This window comes from Dickeya sp. NCPPB 3274, assembly GCF_000406205.1.
GTDB lineage: Bacteria > Pseudomonadota > Gammaproteobacteria > Enterobacterales > Enterobacteriaceae > Dickeya > Dickeya fangzhongdai.
Genome location: NZ_CM001979.1, coordinates 2,052,710 through 2,073,069, shown reverse-complemented (window position 1 = coordinate 2,073,069; position 20,360 = coordinate 2,052,710). Strand labels below are relative to the sequence as shown.

21 protein-coding genes, 1 tRNA gene and 2 pseudogenes are annotated in these 20,360 nt (G+C 54.7%); 20 read left to right on the top strand and 4 right to left on the bottom strand.

Features of this window, described 5'->3' with window-relative positions:
* Positions 1-177: 177 nt before the first annotated feature.
* The 4 genes from DXX3274_RS09510 to yejK form a co-directional block, all read right to left on the bottom strand.
* Positions 178-1,395, bottom strand: coding sequence for an OFA family MFS transporter (locus DXX3274_RS09510; protein WP_042859588.1), 1,218 nt, complete (start codon positions 1,393-1,395; stop codon positions 178-180).
* 185 nt (positions 1,396-1,580) lie between these two features.
* Complete coding sequence (locus tag DXX3274_RS09505) at positions 1,581-2,315, bottom strand: LytTR family DNA-binding domain-containing protein (RefSeq protein WP_042859587.1); 735 nt, start codon at positions 2,313-2,315, stop codon at positions 1,581-1,583.
* A 25-nt stretch (positions 2,316-2,340) separates the two neighbouring features.
* On the bottom strand, positions 2,341-4,041 hold the full coding sequence (locus tag DXX3274_RS09500; protein WP_038918786.1) for a sensor histidine kinase: 1,701 nt from the start codon (positions 4,039-4,041) through the stop codon (positions 2,341-2,343).
* 144 nt (positions 4,042-4,185) lie between these two features.
* Entirely contained in the window at positions 4,186-5,196 is a 1,011-nt protein-coding gene (yejK, locus tag DXX3274_RS09495) for a nucleoid-associated protein YejK (RefSeq protein WP_042859586.1), read from the bottom strand.
* A gap of 161 nt (positions 5,197-5,357) precedes the next feature.
* On the opposite strand from yejK, the gene DXX3274_RS09490 reads away from it, so the two are divergent.
* The 20 genes and pseudogenes from DXX3274_RS09490 to DXX3274_RS09405 all read left to right on the top strand — a co-directional run.
* Entirely contained in the window at positions 5,358-5,588 is a 231-nt protein-coding gene (locus tag DXX3274_RS09490) for a YejL family protein (protein WP_013317597.1), read from the top strand.
* A 13-nt stretch (positions 5,589-5,601) separates the two neighbouring features.
* On the top strand, positions 5,602-7,374 hold the full coding sequence (gene yejM, locus DXX3274_RS09485) for an LPS biosynthesis-modulating metalloenzyme YejM (protein WP_042859585.1): 1,773 nt from the start codon (positions 5,602-5,604) through the stop codon (positions 7,372-7,374).
* Between the two features lie 78 nt (positions 7,375-7,452).
* Positions 7,453-7,529: transfer RNA gene (locus DXX3274_RS09480), tRNA-Pro, on the top strand.
* A 177-nt stretch (positions 7,530-7,706) separates the two neighbouring features.
* A complete protein-coding gene (locus DXX3274_RS09475; RefSeq protein ID WP_042859584.1) occupies positions 7,707-8,957 on the top strand; it encodes an integrase domain-containing protein in 1,251 nt (416 codons plus the stop codon).
* Between the two features lie 167 nt (positions 8,958-9,124).
* On the top strand, positions 9,125-9,868 hold the full coding sequence (locus DXX3274_RS22400) for a hypothetical protein (RefSeq protein ID WP_152495247.1): 744 nt from the start codon (positions 9,125-9,127) through the stop codon (positions 9,866-9,868).
* 137 nt (positions 9,869-10,005) lie between these two features.
* Entirely contained in the window at positions 10,006-10,218 is a 213-nt protein-coding gene (locus DXX3274_RS09465; protein WP_042859583.1) for an AlpA family transcriptional regulator, read from the top strand.
* Position 10,219: 1 nt separating this feature from the next.
* The gene (locus DXX3274_RS09460; RefSeq protein WP_042859582.1) at positions 10,220-10,666 is read left to right on the top strand and encodes a hypothetical protein; all 447 of its coding nucleotides are present in this window, start codon (positions 10,220-10,222) and stop codon (positions 10,664-10,666) included.
* 14 nt (positions 10,667-10,680) lie between these two features.
* Positions 10,681-11,523, top strand: a complete 843-nt coding sequence (locus tag DXX3274_RS09455; protein WP_042859581.1) for an antA/AntB antirepressor family protein — start codon at positions 10,681-10,683, stop codon at positions 11,521-11,523.
* Positions 11,516-11,854, top strand: a pseudogene (locus tag DXX3274_RS22815) (ash family protein); the annotation flags it as partial. The gene DXX3274_RS09455 and the pseudogene DXX3274_RS22815, both read left to right, overlap by 8 nt.
* Before the next feature lie 23 nt (positions 11,855-11,877).
* Positions 11,878-12,075, top strand: a complete 198-nt coding sequence (locus DXX3274_RS24225) for a host cell division inhibitor Icd-like protein (protein WP_238556119.1) — start codon at positions 11,878-11,880, stop codon at positions 12,073-12,075.
* Entirely contained in the window at positions 12,068-12,256 is a 189-nt protein-coding gene (locus tag DXX3274_RS23340; RefSeq protein WP_042859579.1) for a hypothetical protein, read from the top strand. Before DXX3274_RS24225 ends, DXX3274_RS23340 begins: the two co-directional genes overlap by 8 nt.
* A complete protein-coding gene (locus DXX3274_RS23335) occupies positions 12,249-12,455 on the top strand; it encodes a hypothetical protein (protein ID WP_050569851.1) in 207 nt (68 codons plus the stop codon). The genes DXX3274_RS23340 and DXX3274_RS23335 overlap by 8 nt, the downstream gene beginning before the upstream one ends.
* Entirely contained in the window at positions 12,448-12,651 is a 204-nt protein-coding gene (locus tag DXX3274_RS09440; RefSeq protein ID WP_050569850.1) for a hypothetical protein, read from the top strand. Before DXX3274_RS23335 ends, DXX3274_RS09440 begins: the two co-directional genes overlap by 8 nt.
* Positions 12,648-12,878 (top strand): hypothetical protein, encoded by a 231-nt coding sequence (locus tag DXX3274_RS09435; protein WP_152495246.1) that lies wholly within the window; start codon positions 12,648-12,650, stop codon positions 12,876-12,878. Before DXX3274_RS09440 ends, DXX3274_RS09435 begins: the two co-directional genes overlap by 4 nt.
* Before the next feature lie 10 nt (positions 12,879-12,888).
* Entirely contained in the window at positions 12,889-15,567 is a 2,679-nt protein-coding gene (locus DXX3274_RS09430; protein ID WP_042859576.1) for a TOPRIM and DUF927 domain-containing protein, read from the top strand.
* A 445-nt stretch (positions 15,568-16,012) separates the two neighbouring features.
* Complete coding sequence (locus DXX3274_RS09425) at positions 16,013-16,438, top strand: single-stranded DNA-binding protein (protein WP_042859575.1); 426 nt, start codon at positions 16,013-16,015, stop codon at positions 16,436-16,438.
* 79 nt (positions 16,439-16,517) lie between these two features.
* The gene (locus DXX3274_RS09420; RefSeq protein ID WP_042859574.1) at positions 16,518-17,501 is read left to right on the top strand and encodes a helix-turn-helix domain-containing protein; all 984 of its coding nucleotides are present in this window, start codon (positions 16,518-16,520) and stop codon (positions 17,499-17,501) included.
* A 145-nt stretch (positions 17,502-17,646) separates the two neighbouring features.
* Positions 17,647-18,363 carry a peptidase M41 family protein gene (locus DXX3274_RS09415; protein ID WP_238556103.1) on the top strand — a complete coding sequence of 239 codons (717 nt, stop codon included), beginning with the start codon at positions 17,647-17,649 and terminating at the stop codon, positions 18,361-18,363.
* Between the two features lie 77 nt (positions 18,364-18,440).
* Positions 18,441-19,499 (top strand): hypothetical protein, encoded by a 1,059-nt coding sequence (locus DXX3274_RS09410; protein WP_238556102.1) that lies wholly within the window; start codon positions 18,441-18,443, stop codon positions 19,497-19,499.
* Between the two features lie 191 nt (positions 19,500-19,690).
* A pseudogene (locus DXX3274_RS09405) lies at positions 19,691-20,057 on the top strand (hypothetical protein); the annotation flags it as partial.
* Positions 20,058-20,360: the final 303 nt, after the last annotated feature.

The following is a 20,360-nucleotide window of genomic DNA, read 5'->3' as shown; positions in this document are numbered from 1 at the left end:
ATGCGATGAAATAGCAAAGAAACGACACCGTTTATCCCGCACGAAACTATTCACTGAACAGACAAATTCAGCATTCACAAGACAACATGGCTGTTTGTCAACAGCCTCACGCCACCGCATGATGCCGGTGGCGTGAGGCTACACGAAGTTAGCTACACACGAAGAACGTGAGGTTTATCAGGCGTGACTACCCTGTGCGACCAGGGGCGCATCCTGCTCGTGCGGCGCTTTCGGCGGCTGGATGAACAGGGTAATCACCAGCGACACTACCGACAACAGCGCAATGGCGATAAAGGTGCTGTGGAATCCACCCAGCGCGGCGGCGATAAAGGAACCGGCCAACGGGCCCAGACCAAATCCCTGGTAAATCAGTCCGTAGTTTTTACTGTGATGCTTCAGGCCGAAGAAATCCGCCACAATCGCCGGATACACGGTGATATTGCCGCCAAAACAGAAGGCCACCGCACCCGTGCACAGGAAGAACGTCATGCCGTTAAGCGGCAGGAACGCCATGACCGTCACCGCCAGCGCGGTCACCAACAGCGTAAAGTTCAGCACCCGCAGACGACCCACTTTGTCGGACAGATAGCCGAGAATAAGTCGCCCGGCGGTGTTGCAGATAGCGATCGCCGATACCACGCTGGCAGCGGTCACCGCATCCAGCCCGGCCATTTTCACGCCGATATCCTTCGCGATGCCAATCAGGTACAAACCGCTCATGCAGGAGGTGAAGAACACCACAAACAGCAGCCAGGCTTCTTTGCGACGCAGCATTTCGCTGACGGTAAAGTTGACGTCGCCGCCGTTAACAGCCGTCTGAGCCGGCTGCACCGGTGCATCTTTCAGCAGCATGGCGCCGCCGGTGATCATCAACAATGCCATCGCGCCCCACCAGAAGAAGGTCTGAGACACGCCGACTTGCGCCAGCAACGCGCTGTTGATGTATTTGAACACCAGGCTGCCGGTGCCATACGCACCGACCGAAATCCCGGCGATAACGCCCTTGCGATTCGGGAACCATTTAATCAGATTGGACAAGGTGGTGATGTACGCCGCGCCGTCGGCAAATCCGACCACCACGCCCACCAGCAGCCACAGCATCGACAACGACGACACCATAGAGGCGGCCATCAGCGCCGTCCCCAGCACCAGGCCGGCGATCAGCGTCAGTTTACGGATACCGATGCGTTCCTGAATGCGCCCGGCAAACAGCGTGGCGAACGCCAGGAAAAAGCTGGTTAGAGAAAAGGTGGTAGCCACCGAACTGAGCGGCCAGTCGAATTTGTCGACCAGCGGTTGGTTGTAAAGACTCCAGGTGTAAATGGTCCCCAGCCCCATCTGGGCGAGGATAGTCCCTGCAATAATAACGCCGCGATTTGCCGGTTTACTGTTCATGCCGGTGCCCTTAATTTTGCTGATGTGAAGATAAAACAGGCCGCAGCCTGCCGAATGGCACCAGTATAAAGAGGGGCTAAATCCACGGGGTTAATAAGGGCATGAACGGCATGAATCAGGGAATGAAATGCATCCAGGATGGTATCAATGACATTGAAGACATTTCATGCCTGACCTATTCGTTGTTACAGCCGCATCAGCTGGCGAAACTCCCGCACTTTGCTGCGGCTGACCGGCACCTGAAAATCCAGGTCGCTCAGTTTGAGAATATAGGTGTTGTTGAACCAGGGTTCGATCTCGCGGATCTTGCTCAGGTTGACGCAGTACGAACGGTGGCACCGGAAGAAATAGGCTTCCGGCAACCGGCTGCAAAACTCGGTGATGTTCATCGACATCACGAATTCGTCACGCCGGGTATAGACAAAGGTCAGTTTTTCGTGGGATTCGGCGTAATAGATATCGTGAATATTGGTGACGATAATCCGTTTATCCTTGACCAGATTGATGGTCATCGGCGCCGGGCGGTTATCGCCGCCGACATGACTGGGCAACTGCTGTTGCTGCCAGGCCGCCTCAAGTTTTTGCAGCATGCCGACAATGCGGGTCTCATGATAAGGCTTGAGGATATAATCGAACGCTTCCAGTTCAAACGCCTCCACCGCATGATTCTTATACGCGGTGATGAAAACGATCAATGGCTTATGGGCAAACTGGCTGATGTTTTTCGCCAGCATCACCCCATCCAGCGATGGAATATTGATATCAAGGAAGATCACATCCACCCGGTTATCCTGCAGGTATTTCAGCACATCGAGGCCATCGTCAAACACGGCGTCGACCTCGATCTGACTGTGTTGTTTAATCAGCCAGCTCAGCTCCTGCTGCGCCAGAAATTCATCTTCGACAATGATCGCTTTCACGCTTTTCTCCTACCGCCAGCCCCGTTCACGAGGGAAACGCCACCATACTGTCCGAACGGTTGACGTTGTCCCGGGTGATAAAAAATTCGATTTCCGTGCCGGGGTTGAGCCGGCGAATCCGCAGCCCCTCACCATACAGCAGTTTAATCCGGTGATGCACATTGAGCAGGCCAATCTTGTTGCCCGGCAGTTCATTGCGCTCGACGCGGGCGATCACCTCATCACTGATGCCGCTGCCGGTATCCCGAACCGCCACCCGAATGCGTTCCCCTTGCTCCTGAATACTCAGCGTCACCACGCCCTTGCCTTTACAAGGCCGGATGCCGTGCACAATCGCGTTTTCAATCAGCGGCTGAATCAACAGGCTGGGAATATGGCAACTGACTTCTTCATCAATGTCGTAAATCACCGTCAGCTTGTCGCCGAAACGGGCCTGCTCAATGGCGATATAATCCTTGACCTGATAAAGCTCGCTTTTAATATCAATCAGTTCCTCGTCATTGCGCTCCAGGTTATAGCGCAGATAACGCGACAAATTGATAATCAGCTGACGCGCCGTATCCGGGTTCAGCCGGATAGAGGTGGAAATGGCATTAAGCGCATTAAACAGGAAATGCGGGTTGATTTTACTTTGCAGCGCCCGCAATTCGGCACGGTTGGCCATATCGCGCAATTGTTCGGCCCGCGAGACTTCAAGCTGGGTGGAAATGATCTGCGACAGCCCGATCGCCATCTCTTTCAGCGACCAGGTGATACGATGCGCCCGCCGGTAATAGATCTTGAGCGTGCCGGTCACTTCGCCCTTTTCCCGCAGCGGAATCACGATCATCGAATGAATTTCCGGGGTGCGATAGGCCTCATCGTTATTTTTGATGATGATCTTCCCGCTCTTTAACGCCAGTTGGGTGGTCGGGCTGAGATCGCGATCGCCGCTGTGGTAATTCTCCTCCCCTACCCCAACGTAGGCCAGCACCTGCGAAGTATTGGTGATCGCCACCGCGTCGGCATCGATGTCACGGCGGATAATATCGCATACCGTACTCAATGACTGGCTATTGATATGGCGGAATAGAGGTAGCGTTTTGTTGGCGATATCCAGCGCCAGTTTGGCCTGTTGGGCGGCAATCGCCTCCTTTTCCCCTTCCACGCTGCGCACCAGCAGCACAATCAGGCCAATGCTGACCGCCCCCAGAATCATCGGAATAGCGATATGGGCGACGATATCCAGCCCCAGCGAGAACGGCCGCGCCCACAGCACCACCAGCAACATGGTCAGCGACTCGCACAGCATGCCGCCGGCAATACCCACGCTCCAGTGGCGATCGCGCGGAATACGCCGGTGAATCCAGGCGGACATAAACCCGGCCACAATACTGGTGATCAGACAAGGTATCGAGGTAATGCCATGAATATCGATCAGATAGCGGTGCACACCGGCGATGACCCCGGTGGTGATGCCGACCCACGGCCCAAACAGGATACCGCCGGACATCACCGCCACCACCCTTACGTTGACCAGCGAACCTTCCACATTGATGCCGGACCAGGTGCTAAACAGCGCGAACAGAGAAAAAATAGCGGTGACCACGGCCAGGTCAAAGCGGGAATGCTCGTCCTGCTGAAGCAACTGGCGGAAATGACGGGTTCGCGTCAGGAAAAACAGGCAAATAAGCATCAATGCCGCACGGTCGTACACCGCCAGCAACATGTCAAAGGTCGAACGCACGGGAATCTCACAACACAAGCAGTCGAATGCCCATCATAAAACAGCGGGCAAGCGCTGCCAAACCGGTTTACAGGCAGGGATAGCCCCTGCCTGAACGCGCCGCTCGCCGCACACGGCGGAAAACGGGCCGAAGAAAAGAAAAAATCAGCGCTCGCCGCCGCCAAGCCGGCGCTGTAATTGATCGCGCAGATTAGGCGGCGTGCCTTTGATGGTCAGGGTATCGGTAGCCGCATCCCAGAAAATGCGTTCGCCCAGCAACAGCGCGTCAAAATTGATGCTAAGCCCGCCGCCGCTGCCGGCGAACTTGGTCAACTGGCGCAGCGTGCCGCGATCCGCCGGAAAACTCTCTTCCAGCTCATAGCCCTGCTCGGCCGTGAACGCCTGAAACGTCTTGTCGCCCAGCGGCGGTAACTCGTTCGACAGCGCTTCCAGTTCAATCTCTTCGCCCGCCTGCAACTGCTCGTTGCAGTAACTGTACACTTGCTGACGGTATTGCTGACGCTCGTTCTTGTCCAGTTCCGCGTCGGCGCAATAGTCATCCACCGCCTTTAGCAGCCCCTTGTTCTGCGCCTTGGTATCCAGCCCTTCCGCCGCAGCCAGAAAATCCATGAAGAAATCAGATACTTTGCGGCCGACACGGCCTTTGAGGAAGGTCAGGTAGCGGGTCGACTCCGGGCTGGTTTCCCATTCGGTCAGGTCGATGCGCGCCACGATATCCGCATGGTGGATGTCCAGATAATGGGTACTGCTGATATCCAGCTGTTCGTTGACCCGCAGACTGTTGCAACTGTTCAGCACCGCAATCAGCAGGTACTCCACCGCCAGGTAGCGATACTGACAGAACAGCACCACGCCGCCTTCGGCGAACGGGTATTTGGCCAGTTCATCACGTAACCGGCCGGTGGCGGCGCGAGAGAATGCCAGAAAGTCATCATCGCCCTTGCGACAGGAACGCAATGCCGTCGCCAGCTCGCTCTCTTCATTAAACAGGCCGTACGCCTTGCTTTTGGCGCTGTAAACGCGGTGCAGTTCCGCCATCATATCGCTGACCGCGCCGTTCACGGTCAACAGCGAATCCCGCAACACCATCTCCAGTGACTGCTCGTCACGCTTGATCAACTGGTGCAGGGCAATCTGGTCGATATCCAGACTCATGGTAAACTCTCCTTCTAGTAAGGCGCGTATTCAAGCACCTGACGTTTCGGCATGCAACTCAAAGCATCCCGGTTCTGACGATCATCATTGATAAAAGTGCGGAAAACCACGCCCCTATACGGTAATATATTTGCCTTTCATCACCTGAGATACACGATTTTATGCCACAATCATCCCGTTACAGTGACGAACAAATCGAACAGCTGCTGTCTGATCTGGTCAATGTGCTGGAAAAGCACCACACCCCGACCGATCTCGCACTGATGGTGCTCGGCAACATGGTCACCAATCTGCTCAATACCAGCATCGCTAATCCGAAACAACGCGAAGCGCTGGCTGGTTCGTTTGCCGACGCGTTGCAGGCGTCCATAAAAACCAACGACATCCACTGATGCCGGCCCGTTTATGGTAACCAACCGTCCGCGCTACCGTGAAAAAGTCTCCCAGATGATCAGCTGGGGGCACTGGTTCGCCCTGTTCAACATTCTGCTCGCACTGGGGCTGGGTAGCCGCTATCTGTTCGTTGCCGACTGGCCGTCGTCGCTGGCCGGGCGAGTCTATTCGCTGGTGAGTTGGCTGGGACATTTCAGCTTTATCGGTTTTTCAGCCTACCTGCTGATCATTTTCCCGCTGACATTTATTGTGATGTCGCAGCGCTTGCTGCGCTTCCTATCCGCTGCGCTCGCCACCACCGGGCAGACGCTACTGATTGTCGATGCCGCGGTGTTCGGCCGCTTCCATTTGCACCTGAACATGACCGTCTGGGATCTGGTGACCAACCCGGATCAAAGCGAGATGGTGCGCGACTGGCAGTTGCTGTTTATCAGCGTGCCGGTGATCTTCATGGTGGAGATGCTGTTCGGCACCTGGTGCTGGCAGAAGTTGCGCAGCCTGGGCCGACGCCATTTCGCCAAGCCGCTGGCGGCGGTATTCATCGTCGCGTTTTGCCTGTCTCACCTGATGTACATCTGGGCGGACGCCAACTTCTACCGTCCGATTACCATGCAGCGCGCCAATCTGCCGCTCTCCTACCCGATGACGGCGCGTCGTTTCCTGGAAAAACACGGCCTGCTCAACGCGCAGGAGTATGAACGTCGTCTGGCGTTGCAGGGCAACCCCGACGCGGTATCGGTGGAATACCCGCTCAGCGACATCAGCTTCCGCGACGCCGGCAGCGGCTACAACCTGCTGCTGGTGGTGATGGACAGCGTACCGGATCAGGATACGCCCCGCTCCATGCCCAATCTGGCGCGCTTCGCCGAAGAAAACGTACGCTTCAGCAACCATTTCAGCGCCGGAACCCAGCAGGATGGCGGTCTGTTCAACCTGTTTTATGGCATCTCCACCACCTACATGGATGGCGTGCTGGGCAGCAGCAAACCGTCGGCGCTGATCAATGCGCTGAGTCGGCAGGGCTACCAGTTCGGCCTGTTCTCGGCCAGCGGATTCAGCAGCCCGCTTTACCGTCAGGCGCTGCTATCCGACTTTTCGCTGCCGCCGGCGCAACCGCAGAGCGATGAGGCCATTACCACCCAGTGGACCAAATGGCTGGACAACAATACCGATGCACGCTCTCCGTGGTTCTCGTTTATCGAATTCAACCACAGTGAGCTTAGCAGCAGCGGCCGCCCGGTTTCGGCCAATGAACGACAGCGCCGTTATCGTCAGGACACCGCCAGCATTGATGAACAGATCGATCGCATCATCACTACGCTGCGCGAGAAAAACCTGCTCGACAAGACGGTGGTGGTGATTACTGCCGAGCAAAGCAGCGCCGAGCGTCTCAAAGACGACGACCCGTCGCCGATGAACCGTGAGCATCGTCAGGTGCCGCTGGTCGTGCACTGGCCGGATACTCCGGCGCAGACCATCAGCAAAATGACCGATCCGAAAGACGTGATGACCACGCTGATGCAGCGTCTGCTGCATGTGAAAACCGCAACCGAGGATTACGCTCAGGGTGAGGACCTGTTCAGCGCCGAGCGCCGCACCAACTGGCTGCTCAACGGGGACAACAATGCACTGACCATCATCACGCCGCAGCAGGTTATTGTGTTGGGACGCAACGGCAACTACCGTGCTTACGACGCCAGCGGTCAGCTATTGCCAAACGAGAAACCCCAGTTGGGGCTGCTCTTGCAGGTGCTGACGACCGAACGGCGATTTATTGCCAACTAACTGCCTAAATCTAAAGCAGTCGTTCGGAGCGGCTATTGCAATCGGGTCAGGAAACGGTAGTATAGCGGCCCATAGCATCGGCACGTAGCGCAGCCTGGTAGCGCACCGTCATGGGGTGTCGGGGGTCGGAGGTTCAAATCCTCTCGTGCCGACCAAATACATATTCGGTTAGTATCGTTTACTACCGGAAACCCCACAGAAACCCGCATCCTCTCTGAGTTTGCGGGTTTTTTGTTGCCTGTTATCTGCCGGGACACCCCGTTTACAGCCGGAAAGTTTAGTTATACGCTTAGTTATACCGCCCCATATAACTACAAAAGCGTATAACTACGATGGCTCGTATAACTACCCCTCTGACCAATACCGAGATCAAAGCCGCCAAACCTGCCGAGAAGGAATACACGCTACAAGACGGGGACGGGTTGTATCTGTTGGTGAAACCAAGTGGCTCTAAAATCTGGCGCTTTAACTATTACCGCCCTGATACGAAGAAACGTGCATTAATCAGCTTTGGCGCATTCCCTGCGGTTTCTTTGGCTGAAGCCAGGCAACGGCGTGAATCAGCAAAAGCACTGATAAGCAAAGGCATCGATCCGCAATTCCACCAGCAACAGCAGCGCGAACAAGAACAGGCAATCAGCCTGAACACGTTCGCCAAAGTCGCCGCCGACTGGTATGAAGTGAAAAAATCTCAACCTCTGGCCGCAAACACGATTAAAGATATCTGGCGCTCATTGGAAAAATACGTGTTCCCGTTCATCGGAAACCAGCCTATCAGCCAACTTACCGCCCGCCATTTCATCACCGCGCTGGAACCGATACAGGCCAGTGGCAAACTGGAAACCGTTAAACGGGTTATCCAGCGCATCAACGAAGTGATGGACTATGCCGTTAATTCCGGCCTGATACCGGCTAACCCGGCGGCGAAGATCCGCAAAGCCTTTCAGACGCCGGTGAAAACCCATATGCCGACCATCCGGCCAGAGGCATTACCTGGCCTGATGAAAACGCTATCGGTCGCCAGCATCGAGCTACAAACCCGGTTATTGATTGAATGGCAATTGTTGACTGTTGCCCGCCCGGCTGAAGCCGCAGAAACCCGCTGGAGCGAGATAGACCTTACGCAGAACACCTGGACAATTCCGGCTGGCCGCATGAAGATGCGCCGCGAGCACGTTATTCCCCTGCCCCCACAAGCGTTAGCCATTCTGGACGCCATGAAGCCAATCAGCGGCCACCGGGAATATCTATTCCCTTCCGCTAAAGACCCCAAACAGCCGATGAACAGCCAAACCGCTAACGCCGCATTGCGTCGCATGGGTTACAAAGGCGTGCTGGTGTCCCACGGCTTGCGGGCTATCTTCAGTACCGCCGCCAACGAAGCGGGTTTCCCGCCGGATGTGATCGAAGCCGCGCTAGCTCACGTTGACACCAATGAAGTGCGCCGCGCCTACAACCGTTCCACCTATCTGGATCAACGCAAGGTACTGATGTGCTGGTGGGGTGCGTTTGTTGAAACAGCCGCCACCGGGAAGGCATTAGCATCCGACGGGGCGCGAGGTTTGAGGGTGGTTGGAGAGTAGTGGATAAAATCACAGTAGGGGTCTTCCCACACCTCCCCTATACGCGCTACGATTCCGGTGTATACCAATGATAACCGAATAAAACCGCGTCTAGGGTAGCTCCCGAACGTCCGAACCCTACGGGCTGGCGCTGGCTTCTATCACATAGGGCTATGCGAGGGGCACAGATGACTGATTCGGTATTGAATATTCCACGACATATTCGGCGATTGAGAATTGTCAGTGCGGAACTAGTGGCACTAGTAATGGCTGGCGTCTCTTACGAAGCTGAAAGTATCGTAGATGCGGAAAATAATAACTACACATTCTGGAGAGAAGCCAAAATTTATAAAGAATCAATTTTACAGGCCATAAAATTAAAAGAAATAACTCCTATTAAAGTTCTTACCCCAATGCCTGCATCATTTAATGGTTCCATAGATGACGAAACCATTTTAGAACCACATGAAATAAATATTAATACTTATATAACCAATGCTGATTTTCTTGCATCTGATATATGGCCTTGGGCAGAAAAAGAACTATCCGAAGATTCATTTTCTGAAGGAGGTCGCCAACACCACAAGCAAGAGCCAATATCGCCAGGAATCGCAGAGGAATCAAAAGAATCAATAGCCGCTCTGAAAAACAAAATAACCGAACTGGAAAAGGATATCCAAGAGTTAAAGAAATCCCTCCCTTGCCACATTGGATCATTTGTCGGAGGTGCCGATAAAGACCCTCTATTTCAGGCTATCAGAATAAGAAATACCGAATGGGTAAACTATGACCCTAACAATAGCGATACCAGAGTAAACCAGCAGGCCATAATCACAGATCTGAGAACCAATTATGGGTTTGTTGAAATCACAGCCAAAGCTATTGAAAAAGTCGCCTGCCCCATTGACCGTAACCCGTCTAAATCTGCTTAAAGTCTACCGTGAGGGTAAACACCCTCAACCCTCACGGTAGATTACCATTACCCTAAATGATGTTGCCCTGACACTAATCGCCTATGCCAACATCCCCATATCGCCGGAATCTACCGGTATCGTTGGAGATAGATGAAATGGCACCAGCAGAAAGAAAAATCCTACTGAAAAAAGAAGTTAAAGCGATTTTACGCCTGAAGTCTGATAGCGCGTTTCAGGGCATGATCAATGCAGGGGAATTCCCCAAAGGCTTTCGTATTGGTCTGCGTCGTGTGGGTTGGTTTGAGGATGACGTTAATACCTGGCTGAATCAGCGCATCGCAGAACGCGACCAGATGACGGGGGTGTGATATGTCACAAACAAAAAACGCCCGTGCTACCGGGCGTCAATGTGAACAAAATAAACCTGCTGCGCAAACTCATATTGCTGGCGGACATAATAGCCAGCCAGAGCGGATAAGACCAGTCCCTAAAAAGCATCGCGCACGGGTTTTCATGCTGCGTTCCGGCGCGGGTGGTTTTACTGAGAATGACATTCTCCACCACTGCCGCCTTTCTTCTGGCCGGAATTACGCCACGGAATTAGAACGCCTGCTTGATATTCAGTTAGCACGTATTGACGAACCCAACGCTGACAGGATCGGCAGTCATTACCGCTATCGATTTACAGCGCGTGATGATATTTCCCGCGTTATTCGACTGGTCAATAGCAACGCCGAGATTAACGGCCATCAGCCACTTACCCGGCAGGAAATAAACCATATCCTGAGCCTGTACCCGGATTACGCCGCCCGCTAACGGAGCCTAAATTTATGACATCAAAAAATAATGACCTTAACGGTCAGGGACTCGCTCACCCTGAAAACAGCCAGAGCGATATTTCCAGTAATGGCTTTGCCGAATTAATCCCGGTGATTTCTGGCCGGATAGGCGAACACGAAACCAACATTGTGAGCGCCAAATCCCTGCATATTGCGTTAGGGGTGGGGCGTGATTTCTCCACCTGGATTAAAAGCCGTATTGAAGAATATGGCTTTATCGACAATGTTGATTTTTTAACCTTTGATTCCCCCATTCCGGTGAATCAATACACTGAAAACGGCCAGCCAGCCCGGCAATGGAAAACAAGCCGGGGTGGTGATCGCCGCAGTAAAGATTATGTGCTGTCACTTAACATGGCAAAAGAACTGGCAATGGTTGAGCGCAACGAGCAGGGCCGTGCCGTTCGTCGTTACTTCATCCAGTGCGAGGAAGTCTTACACCGTAGCGTACCGGAAGTGGCCGCCCGTTTTCGCCGCCAGCTCAAAACCCGTCTGACCGCCGCGAATTACTTCAAACCGATGTGCGCCGCGCTGGAAACCGCCCGTTCTGAGCTGGGCAAGAAAACCCTGCCGCACCACTACACCACCGAAAGCAACATGATCGCCCGCCTGGTACTGGGTGGCCTGACGGCAAAAGACTGGGCGCAGGTCAATGGTGTAACCGGTGAACCCCGCGACAGCATGAGCGCCGACCAACTGGAACACCTTTCCTACCTTGAGCAGACCAACATCACGCTGATTGAACTGGGGCAGGACTACCACCAGCGCAAAGCTGAATTAACCCGGCTGTCGCAGCGCTGGATGGCAAAACGGCTGGGAGTGAACCATGCGTAACTTACGCGACGTTGCCCACAGGGTACGCAAAAAACGCTTGCCGTTTGCTTTACAGATGGGCTACTTTCAACAGGCACCAGCAAAATCTGGTGCCGGGATTGGCGTCCCGGTAATTCTGAAGGCGACACATGACGCGCCGAGCGTCTTTTTTTGTGCCGTTAGCCTGACTCACCCTTTTTTCAGGTGCTGGTATATAATCCAGCGCTTTTCAAGAGTAATGGTGGCTCAGGCGGGGGAACCGCAAGGTTCGCCGGTATCCTTCAGAGCCGGTTACGCCAACCCCGTCTGGGCTACCACCAGTGAAATTGGCGTTTCCGGTGGTAGCGTTACCCGCTATCTGAAGGAGGCTGCCACATGCTGGCTACTACCCCTACCCCAAAACCGCAATTTATCTGGCTTATTGCCGCAATCCGCCGCGACTGTCTCACACAAAAACCGGTCATTCACCGTATCCCTGCCGTTTCTGAACACGAAGCCCGCCGCACACTGGCTGGCGATCACCTCTGCTTTTTCGCGGGCCGCCTGCCGGTTAAGGCGGTGTGCCATGTTTGATAACACCCCGTTAGAACTGGATGAAATTATCGACCAGTGCCGGGCGCCGGCCTATGCCACCGTCAACACGGGTGAGCCGCAGGCGCGTGAAATCCTGCTGTTTGTCCTGCAGGAGCGCATCGACCATCTGTATCGCGCCAGCCAGAAAGAGCCTGAACAAGCGGGGGTGTCCCATGCCTAATAACGCGCAAAACACAGTTACTGAAGAGTTCAAGGGTATGGCGATGGATCCTGAGGATGCGATCACCAATATTGCCGGATTGTTGAATGCAGGCATGTTTCTGATGAATACCAAGTGCCACCGTAACGTAGGCATTGAATTAATTAACATCGCCCATGACTACGCCTGTGAAGTTTCCAAAGGGGGTAACCATGCCTAACCAAACTCCAACCATTACCGCCACACTGCAAGTTACCTCTGATTTTACCGGGCGCGTGCTGGTGTATGTGGAGAACGGCAGAGCCACCAACGACCGCCGGTTATTCGATGATGAGCATGTCGCTTGTCTGGATGCCTTTCTGGAGCTGGCCCGGCTGGCGGGCTGGCAGGTTGCGCCAACGGGAGAACCACAGTGAACAACATACGTCCCCTTTCTATGCTGGCGGCGCAATCCGCCGGTAGTCACGTTGAAGTGCTGCCCGATAGCATCCGCATTTCGCATCAACACCCCGTTACAAAAGGCGATGAGGTGCTGCTGATAGCCTTTGATGAGGCCGTTTCCCGTCTGGGCAGCAACGAGTATGACCGGGCGTTACAGCTATTCATGCTGGACAGCGTACTGCCGCCACCGGCAACGCACTGAGGGCAATGGAATGCGTAATATCGATTTTATCCGTGATGTGACCCGCTCGGCGGTGGGCTGCTGGCCTGATGTGCTGGCCCTGCTGGGGATTGAGGTTCCCCGCCACCCCACCACGCTCACCCCCTGCCCGGCGTGCGGCGGCACAGACCGTTTCCAGTTCGATAATCTGGACGGGCGCGGCACCTGGCATTGCCGCCACTGTGACCCGGAAGCCGGTGACGGGCTGGCGCTGGTGATGAATGTTCGCCAGTGTAATGCGGCAGACGCCGCCCGCCTGGTGGCCGACGTGCTGGGAATGGCGGACGATGCGCCAGCGCCGGACACGCACGACACCCGGCAATCACCGTCTGCCGACGAGCAGGCCCGTACCGCAGAAAAAGCCCGACGCTTTGCCGCTCGGCTGAAAAAGCTGACCGCACAGGCACAGCCGGGTGAGTCCGCCTATCTGGCCGGAAAAGGCTTGACCGGGTTGTCGTATCCACTGCTGCCCGATGGCACCCTGCTGCTGACGTTACAGGACGCCAGCGGCGGCACCACCGCCGCACAGACGATAAGCCCCGATGGCCGCAAGCGACAGGTGGCGGACTCGGCAAAACGCGGAGCCTATCATGCGGTGAATGCGCCCGCACAACCCGATACGGTGATTATCGCCGAAGGGCTGGCGACGGCATTAAGCGTTCACCAGATGCGCCCGGAGGCGCTGACCCTCGCCGCTATCGACGCGGGCAACATGGTGCCGGTGGCAAAGGCCATGCACACCCGGTATGCCAGCGCTCATATTATTCTGGCCGCCGATAACGACATCAAACCGGATACGCCGAACGCAGGGAAAAACTGGGCGGAGAAAGCCGCCCGTGCGGTGAACGGCCAGGTGGCGCTGCCGCCCACCGATACCAAGGCCGACTGGGACGATTACCGACAGCAATGCGGGCTGATGGCCGCGACACAGGCATTTGCCGCCTCACTGTATTCGCCGCCAGCGGATGAACCGGACAGCAGCAAGCCAACGCATAGCGACCCGTTAAAACCGCATGTGCAAAGTCGCCGGGACGGCGTGTTCTGGATAACCCCCAAAGTGGATAAAGACAGCGGCGAGATTATCAACAACGAAAGCTGGCTGTGCTCCCCGCTGACGGTGGTGGGCATTGGCCGGGACGACAAAGACCAGTACCTGATGATGCGCTGGCGGCCCATCGGCGCGACGGCTGACACCACACAGGCCATTCCGCTGGCGGATATCGGCGAGCGCGAGGGCTGGCGAACGCTGAAAAACGGCGGCGTGAACGTCACCACCAAAAACAGCCTGCGCGCCATTCTGGCCGACTGGCTCCAGCGCAGTGCCGCACAGGATATCTGGCATATCGCACACGCGACCGGCTGGCAGTGTGGGGCTTACCTCATGCCAGACGGGGAAATCATCGGAACCCCTGACAGGCCGGTACTGTTCAGCGGGCGCAGCGCTGCCGCCGCAGGCTACACCGTCAGCGGCACGGCAGAAGGCTGGCGCGACACCGTGGCCCGCCTTGCCGGGGGCAATTACGCCATGATGACCGGTATGGCGGCGGCGCTGGCAGCCCCGTTAATCGGTCTGGTGGGCGCTGACGGGTTCGGCATCCATTTCTATGAGCAATCGAGCGCCGGGAAAACCACCACCGCCAGTGTTGCCACCAGCCTGTACGGCAACCCGGAGTTACTGCGCCTGACGTGGTACGGCACCGCGCTGGGGCTGGCGAACGAAGCTGCCGCCCACAACGACGCGCTGATGCCGCTGGATGAAGTCGGTCAGGGCGCTGACCCGGTGAGCGTGGCGCAGGCCGCCTATGCACTGTTTAACGGCGTCGGCAAATTGCAGGGAGCCAAAGAAGGCGGCAACCGGGAGTTAAAGCGCTGGCGCACGGTGGCAATCAGCACCGGTGAAATGGATTTGGAAACGTTCATTGCCAGCGTGGGCAGAAAGACCAAGGCGGGCCAGTTGGTACGGCTGCTGAACATCCCCTTAAGCAAAACGGCGCGCTTTCATGAACATGCCAACGGCAAACAGCACGCCGACGCACTGAAAGACGCCTGCCAACAGTACCACGGTGCCGCAGGTCGGGCGTGGATTAAGCACCTTGCCGACCACCCGCAACAGGCCATCGAGTCCGTCAGGGCCGCAGAAACCCGCTGGCGCAGTCTCATTCCAGCCGACTATGGCGAGCAGGTTCACCGGGTAGCCACCCGCTTTGCCGTGATGGAGGCGGCGCTGTCGCTGGGCCGGATCATTACCGGCTGGGATGAACAGATGGGCCGGGATGCGATACAGCACAGCTTTAATGCCTGGGTGCGCGAATTCGGTACCGGCAACAAGGAGCACCAGCAGATTATCGAGCAGTGCGAAGCGTTCCTGAACGTCCACGGCCTGAGCCGGTTTGCCCCGCTGCCCTACAACCCGCAAGACCTGCCCATACGTGACCTTGCCGGATACCGGGACAGAGGCAAGCACGATGCCGCCCCGATGATGTTCTACACCTTCCCGGCCACCTTTGAGGGCGAAATCGCCAGGGGGTTTAATGTCAGGCAGTTTGCGAAAGTGCTGGCCGATGCGGGGATGTTAGAGCCGGGGAAAGACCGGTTTAAAAAGAAGGCGGTGCGTGTGGAGGGGCGTCAGCCGGTTTTCTATGTCCTGATGTACGCCCCGGATGCGGAGTAACAGCCCCCTTGTGTTGCTCACACACGAATAAAACATAACGGTTCAGCGGGTTCAACGGGTTCACTCTGTAAAAAGGTCTGTTTTATAAGGGAAACAGGTTTCCTGTTGAACCCGTCTTGAACCCGTTTTGCCGCAATCTGAACCCGTTTCCTTTTGGGCCTCATTTTCTGGCGGGCGGCGTGAACCCGTGGCGAAACCCCATCAAACGGGTTCAGCGCACAGCTTTACGGGTTCAATTTTTAGCGCAAAAAGCGAGCAATATTTTTTAACCCGATGTTTGAAAAGACAAAAAAATAGTAACGGCACGCAACTGAACCCGTAAACCCGCTGAACTCGTGATGTTTTGTGTCTGTATATCGTCGTCATGCCAACGTTTCAGCACCAGCCAGAGGACAACCGGTCAGAACAGGATGCTTTCACACACGTAGAAAGGAGAAAAACAACCATGACAGCACAGATTTCAGCTTATGGCCGTCTGGTCGCCGATGTGCAGAGCAGCACCACCCGCACCGGCAACACCATGAGTTTCACCCGGATAGCCGTCCCGCTGCCCTGTCAGAAGGCAGAGAACGGCGAAGCCACTTTCTGGCTGGCGGTGACAGCCTTTGGTAAACAGGCTGACGCACTGGCAAAACATCAGAAAGGCGACCGGGTGAGCGTATCGGGCAACATGCAGATCACCCAGTGGACAGACAGCACCGGCACGATGCAAACCGGTTATCAGGTGATTGCCGACAGCGTGGTGAGCGCCAGAACGGTGCGCCCCGGCGGGCGTAAAGGCGCTGCCGGTCAGCCAACCGATGCGCTACGCCGGGCGCAGGAGGCAAACGCACCGGATATGGCCGATTTCCGTGATGACACACCATTTTGAGGAGCGCCGACATGACAGAGAGCACACGCAGCGTATTGCGCCTGGAATGTGAAACAGGCTTGCACACAGCGGGGGCAACATGCGACTGACACCGGAACAAAAAGCGGAGATTATCCGCCTCAAGCGCGGCGGAATGGGTTATCGCACAATAGCTGCCCGCATGGAGATAAAGCACGCTACCGTGCGCAGTGTCTGCCAGCGAAGCGGACTGTTTGCGGACAACCCGGCGCATGTGGCGATGTTCTCCATTCCAGAGGCACGCTATGGCACTGCGCCGGCGGGCATTAAACCGTTGCCCCCGCAGCGGGTGATCACCGGCCACCACCAGACAGATGCGTACCTGTGGGTGCTGGAGGTGATCAAGCTGGACGAGCCTGCACACCTGCCAGCGGCAGAAATGGCCCTGCAAAAACTCACCATCACCCCGCAGGAGGCTGAACAGCGTTACCGTCACTGGCTGATGGCACAAGGCCATGAGCCGTTTATCGCGGCATTCAGCACCCTCGGCATGGACAACCCACAAAGCTGTATTGAGAACGCGCGACGGGCTATTAGCAAAGCCAGTCAGGTGCGGGCGCACTTTGGCAGTTACGCCGCTGCGATGGAGCCAACCGAACCGGAGCGACGCATTACGCAATCCGGTTTTCAGGTGGATGAACACTACGGCATGACGCCGGAAGAGGCAGACAGTGGCGAGCTGAAGGGGTGGCGCATCGTGGAGGTACAGGATGCCCGCTCAATGGCTCACCGGGGCTTTTGCGACGTGCTGCCCGACCCGCACACGCTGTCTGATGTGGTGCGTGAATTCGAATACTGGGACTGGCTTTATGTGATGCGCAGCGCCGCCAGCAAAGCGCTGGGGGATGGGTTTTACGAACATCACCAATGTATCTGTGACCGGGAAGCGTGGCTGGATGGCAAACTCTCCACGACAGGGCCGGTTCACCAGCGGGAAGCGCTGGCGATACTGAAATGGTTCCTCAGGAGCGAACGGCACCAGGACCGTGGCGAGGATAACGATGCAGTGTATCTGAATTTACTGGGAGCCGGGCTGGAGCCGTGAATTCTCGTGGCGTTCGGGGTGTACAGCGCATCGGCACTAGCGAGCTTCCTTGCGCTCAATCATCCCTATGTTCGCAACGCACATTGATATCATTTCAATTTATGAAGCAATAAACACTGTATAAATATCATGTTCAGGGGGATTTATGGACGCGGGCTGCAAGGTCAAACCGGTTTTGCTCGGCAGGCACCAAGACACCACACACCAAGTATCTGAGCATAGAATGTTCTATAGCTGGATAGACGATGGTAAACGCTGTGTAGCATTCCACGAAGCAGGCCATGCGATAGCGGCATGGCTTATTCGCCTTAATATACATGTTATTGCCGTTATGGATGAATTTGGCTATGTTGCTGACAAACACGTACATGAAGCCCAATGTTTGGGCGTTGTTAAGCACGACATAATCCACACTAGCGATCTTGGGCATCTGCGGGAAAGCAAGTCGGGTGTTGTTGGACATGATGGCAAGGTTATTCCCTTCCTTCGCTATTATGCAGACGATATAAAGCGCGACGCCAAAAAAGCGATTTTTGTAGCCCTCGCCGGACCAGCAAGCGAAGCGCTTTACGAAAATAATGATGTTTTCAACAAAAAGTATTCACGAGCTCACAGCTACGATATGGCTAACGTCAATGACATGCTCGATTTGATATGCGCCGCGGATGACCAAATTAACAGGAAGTTAATGCTTTCTGAGCTGGTTGAAAAGACTAAATTGCTCATAGCCCAACACTGGATAAAAGTGGAAAAAATAGCTCGTATACTTGAGCGTGATTGTGTTGTTAAGGGTTGCAATGTCAACGCTATAATCGGCGTCAACTCCATTGACCAGGCAACGCCATTTTTGCTGGCGGACTAACACGCAGCCCGAACTAATTCGACGATCTATTACCCGACAGATAAGCTATACCTGTCTACCTAACTGCAGGCACAAGGATGATGAATAATTTTATCAATCGTATTGCTTTAACCTCTCTGGCGTTAATGTTCACAGGTTGCACGGCGGGGAAAATAGATCCCGCAAAAGCGTTAACACAAATGCATGTCGTTAAAAGCGATGGTTATAAGGAACGCGCAGGGTGGCCCGCATTAATTCGCTTGGGGATAGATGATTGCGAGACATACAAAAACGGTGGCAAAAGTCTCTTTCAATGGGATGGACTTGCATGTGACGATAAAAGCATTGTCCAAGCTGTTAATGGCAAACCACAGACAATTCCTCTGTTCTATGCTGCCTACCATGAATATGGAAGTTATGAGGTTGGCGCGCTATCAACTTTTGACAGTAGCAATCACGCTGGCGAGGAAGCAGTTAAGATCTTGGTTAATTTGACCTCGGCGCTGGACAATCCAGCAAAAGTTGATGCCATCTATACCGATTACGAAAAAGACCGCTGGAGTATGGGGCTAAATAAGGTTAGTGAAAGCGACTTTAAAAAAAGTGTAGCCTCGTTCACCAAGGAAAAGGAAAAAATTGCCAACTATTACCAGAAAATTCAGGCTGATAATCAGCAGAAGTATAAGGCTGAAAACGAAGCCAGGGATAAACTGGACAGAGAAAATCTGTTGGCCTCAGATAGGCCTGTCCGCCTTATTTTGTGGGCAAAACCCACGCCAGAGCAGCAACTGATTATTGACGCGTTGAACACAATTAAATTCACAGTAAGAAGTGACGATGTGGTTTATGCCAATAATCGCCAGTTTATGTCTGCTGGTGGGCTCGAGTATTTCAGAAATAGCCTTGATATGACCATGTCGTCATGTTCAGACGTTGGGGCATATGTTGGTGAAAAAGTATTAAGGCACTCATGTGTACAAAGTATGGCAAAGGATATTGTGAAATGGGGGGAAACAGCTAAAGATCGCTCTATTTCTGATAGAGCATGGCGCTACGCGGCAGCCAATGGAAGCATTAACTACAACCCCATAAAGTACGAAATCCTTTTCTCTCACTGGGCTGGAATGGCTCGCGTTTACGCTTCGCGCGGTTACTGAGCTGACGGTGATCTATTCATCCGAGCGCTGTAAGTTACACGGGGCATGATTAATGGGGCCAAGGCAGCAGATAGTAAGGCGAGCCAGTTAGAGGGGATCGCCGCCGACAGGAGAAGAAGCAAGAGCGAATAACGGCATTACAGAAGCCATTCATTGAGTGGCTTTGATAATGTCAAAGCGAGGACCAAGTTATGGTAATACCGGACTGGGAGGCCATCGAATCGGCATACCGGGCCGGAGTCCTTAGTCTCCGTGATATAGGCGAGAAATACGGCGTTACTGAAGGGGCTATCAGGAAAAGGGCCCAAAAGATTGGGTGGGTACGCAATAGCGGTGCGCAGGTGCGCAAAAATGGTACGCAAAATAGCAAAGCGCGTACCAGCGAAAAGCCTGCCAGCGCTGGCCGTACGCAAAAAAGTAACGCAACCAAAAGCTGAACCCCCACCAGATACGAAACCGATACGCGGGGTGCGTACCGATCCCCCAACCAACCCATTCCAACCTGGTAACCAGCAGGCGTTAAAGCACGGTGGACATAGTCGGCAGTCATTCATCCAAAAGCTAAACAGGGACGCACGGAACGCAAGGGAATTTCTTGAGTCCATAAAAAAGGGAGAACTGCACAATGACGGCGACATACAGCAGGCCGAAAGTTGCTCATATCGATGTTGCCAGGGCGTGCGGGACTTGCATATTGAGGCTGGCGTAAATATTGGACTGTATTGGACGGATTGATTATGCCAATTCACCACAGAGCCTTATTCAGATTGGCTTACAGCGTAACTTCTCAAAAAACCCGTCTTAAATTCTTCTCCCGTCTTGCACGACCTATGTCACCAAGAGTTTGGAAGAATTGGGGTA

Bases quoted from the DNA above. Each gene is read 5' to 3' on its own strand.
- DXX3274_RS09510 (WP_042859588.1), bottom strand. From the start codon at position 1,395: ATGAACAGTAAACCGGCAAATCGCGGCGTTATTATTGCAGGGACTATC.
- yejK (WP_042859586.1), bottom strand. From the start codon at position 5,196: ATGAGTCTGGATATCGACCAGATTGCCCTGCACCAGTTGATCAAGCGT.
- DXX3274_RS09490 (WP_013317597.1), top strand. From the start codon at position 5,358: ATGCCACAATCATCCCGTTACAGTGACGAACAAATCGAACAGCTGCTG.
- yejM (WP_042859585.1), top strand. From the start codon at position 5,602: ATGGTAACCAACCGTCCGCGCTACCGTGAAAAAGTCTCCCAGATGATC.
- DXX3274_RS09475 (WP_042859584.1), top strand. From the start codon at position 7,707: ATGGCTCGTATAACTACCCCTCTGACCAATACCGAGATCAAAGCCGCC.
- DXX3274_RS22400 (WP_152495247.1), top strand. From the start codon at position 9,125: ATGACTGATTCGGTATTGAATATTCCACGACATATTCGGCGATTGAGA.
- DXX3274_RS09465 (WP_042859583.1), top strand. From the start codon at position 10,006: ATGGCACCAGCAGAAAGAAAAATCCTACTGAAAAAAGAAGTTAAAGCG.
- DXX3274_RS09460 (WP_042859582.1), top strand. From the start codon at position 10,220: ATGTCACAAACAAAAAACGCCCGTGCTACCGGGCGTCAATGTGAACAA.
- DXX3274_RS09455 (WP_042859581.1), top strand. From the start codon at position 10,681: ATGACATCAAAAAATAATGACCTTAACGGTCAGGGACTCGCTCACCCT.
- DXX3274_RS24225 (WP_238556119.1), top strand. From the start codon at position 11,878: ATGCTGGCTACTACCCCTACCCCAAAACCGCAATTTATCTGGCTTATT.
- DXX3274_RS23340 (WP_042859579.1), top strand. From the start codon at position 12,068: ATGTTTGATAACACCCCGTTAGAACTGGATGAAATTATCGACCAGTGC.
- DXX3274_RS23335 (WP_050569851.1), top strand. From the start codon at position 12,249: ATGCCTAATAACGCGCAAAACACAGTTACTGAAGAGTTCAAGGGTATG.
- DXX3274_RS09440 (WP_050569850.1), top strand. From the start codon at position 12,448: ATGCCTAACCAAACTCCAACCATTACCGCCACACTGCAAGTTACCTCT.
- DXX3274_RS09430 (WP_042859576.1), top strand. From the start codon at position 12,889: ATGCGTAATATCGATTTTATCCGTGATGTGACCCGCTCGGCGGTGGGC.
- DXX3274_RS09425 (WP_042859575.1), top strand. From the start codon at position 16,013: ATGACAGCACAGATTTCAGCTTATGGCCGTCTGGTCGCCGATGTGCAG.
- DXX3274_RS09420 (WP_042859574.1), top strand. From the start codon at position 16,518: ATGCGACTGACACCGGAACAAAAAGCGGAGATTATCCGCCTCAAGCGC.
- DXX3274_RS09415 (WP_238556103.1), top strand. From the start codon at position 17,647: ATGGACGCGGGCTGCAAGGTCAAACCGGTTTTGCTCGGCAGGCACCAA.
- DXX3274_RS09410 (WP_238556102.1), top strand. From the start codon at position 18,441: ATGATGAATAATTTTATCAATCGTATTGCTTTAACCTCTCTGGCGTTA.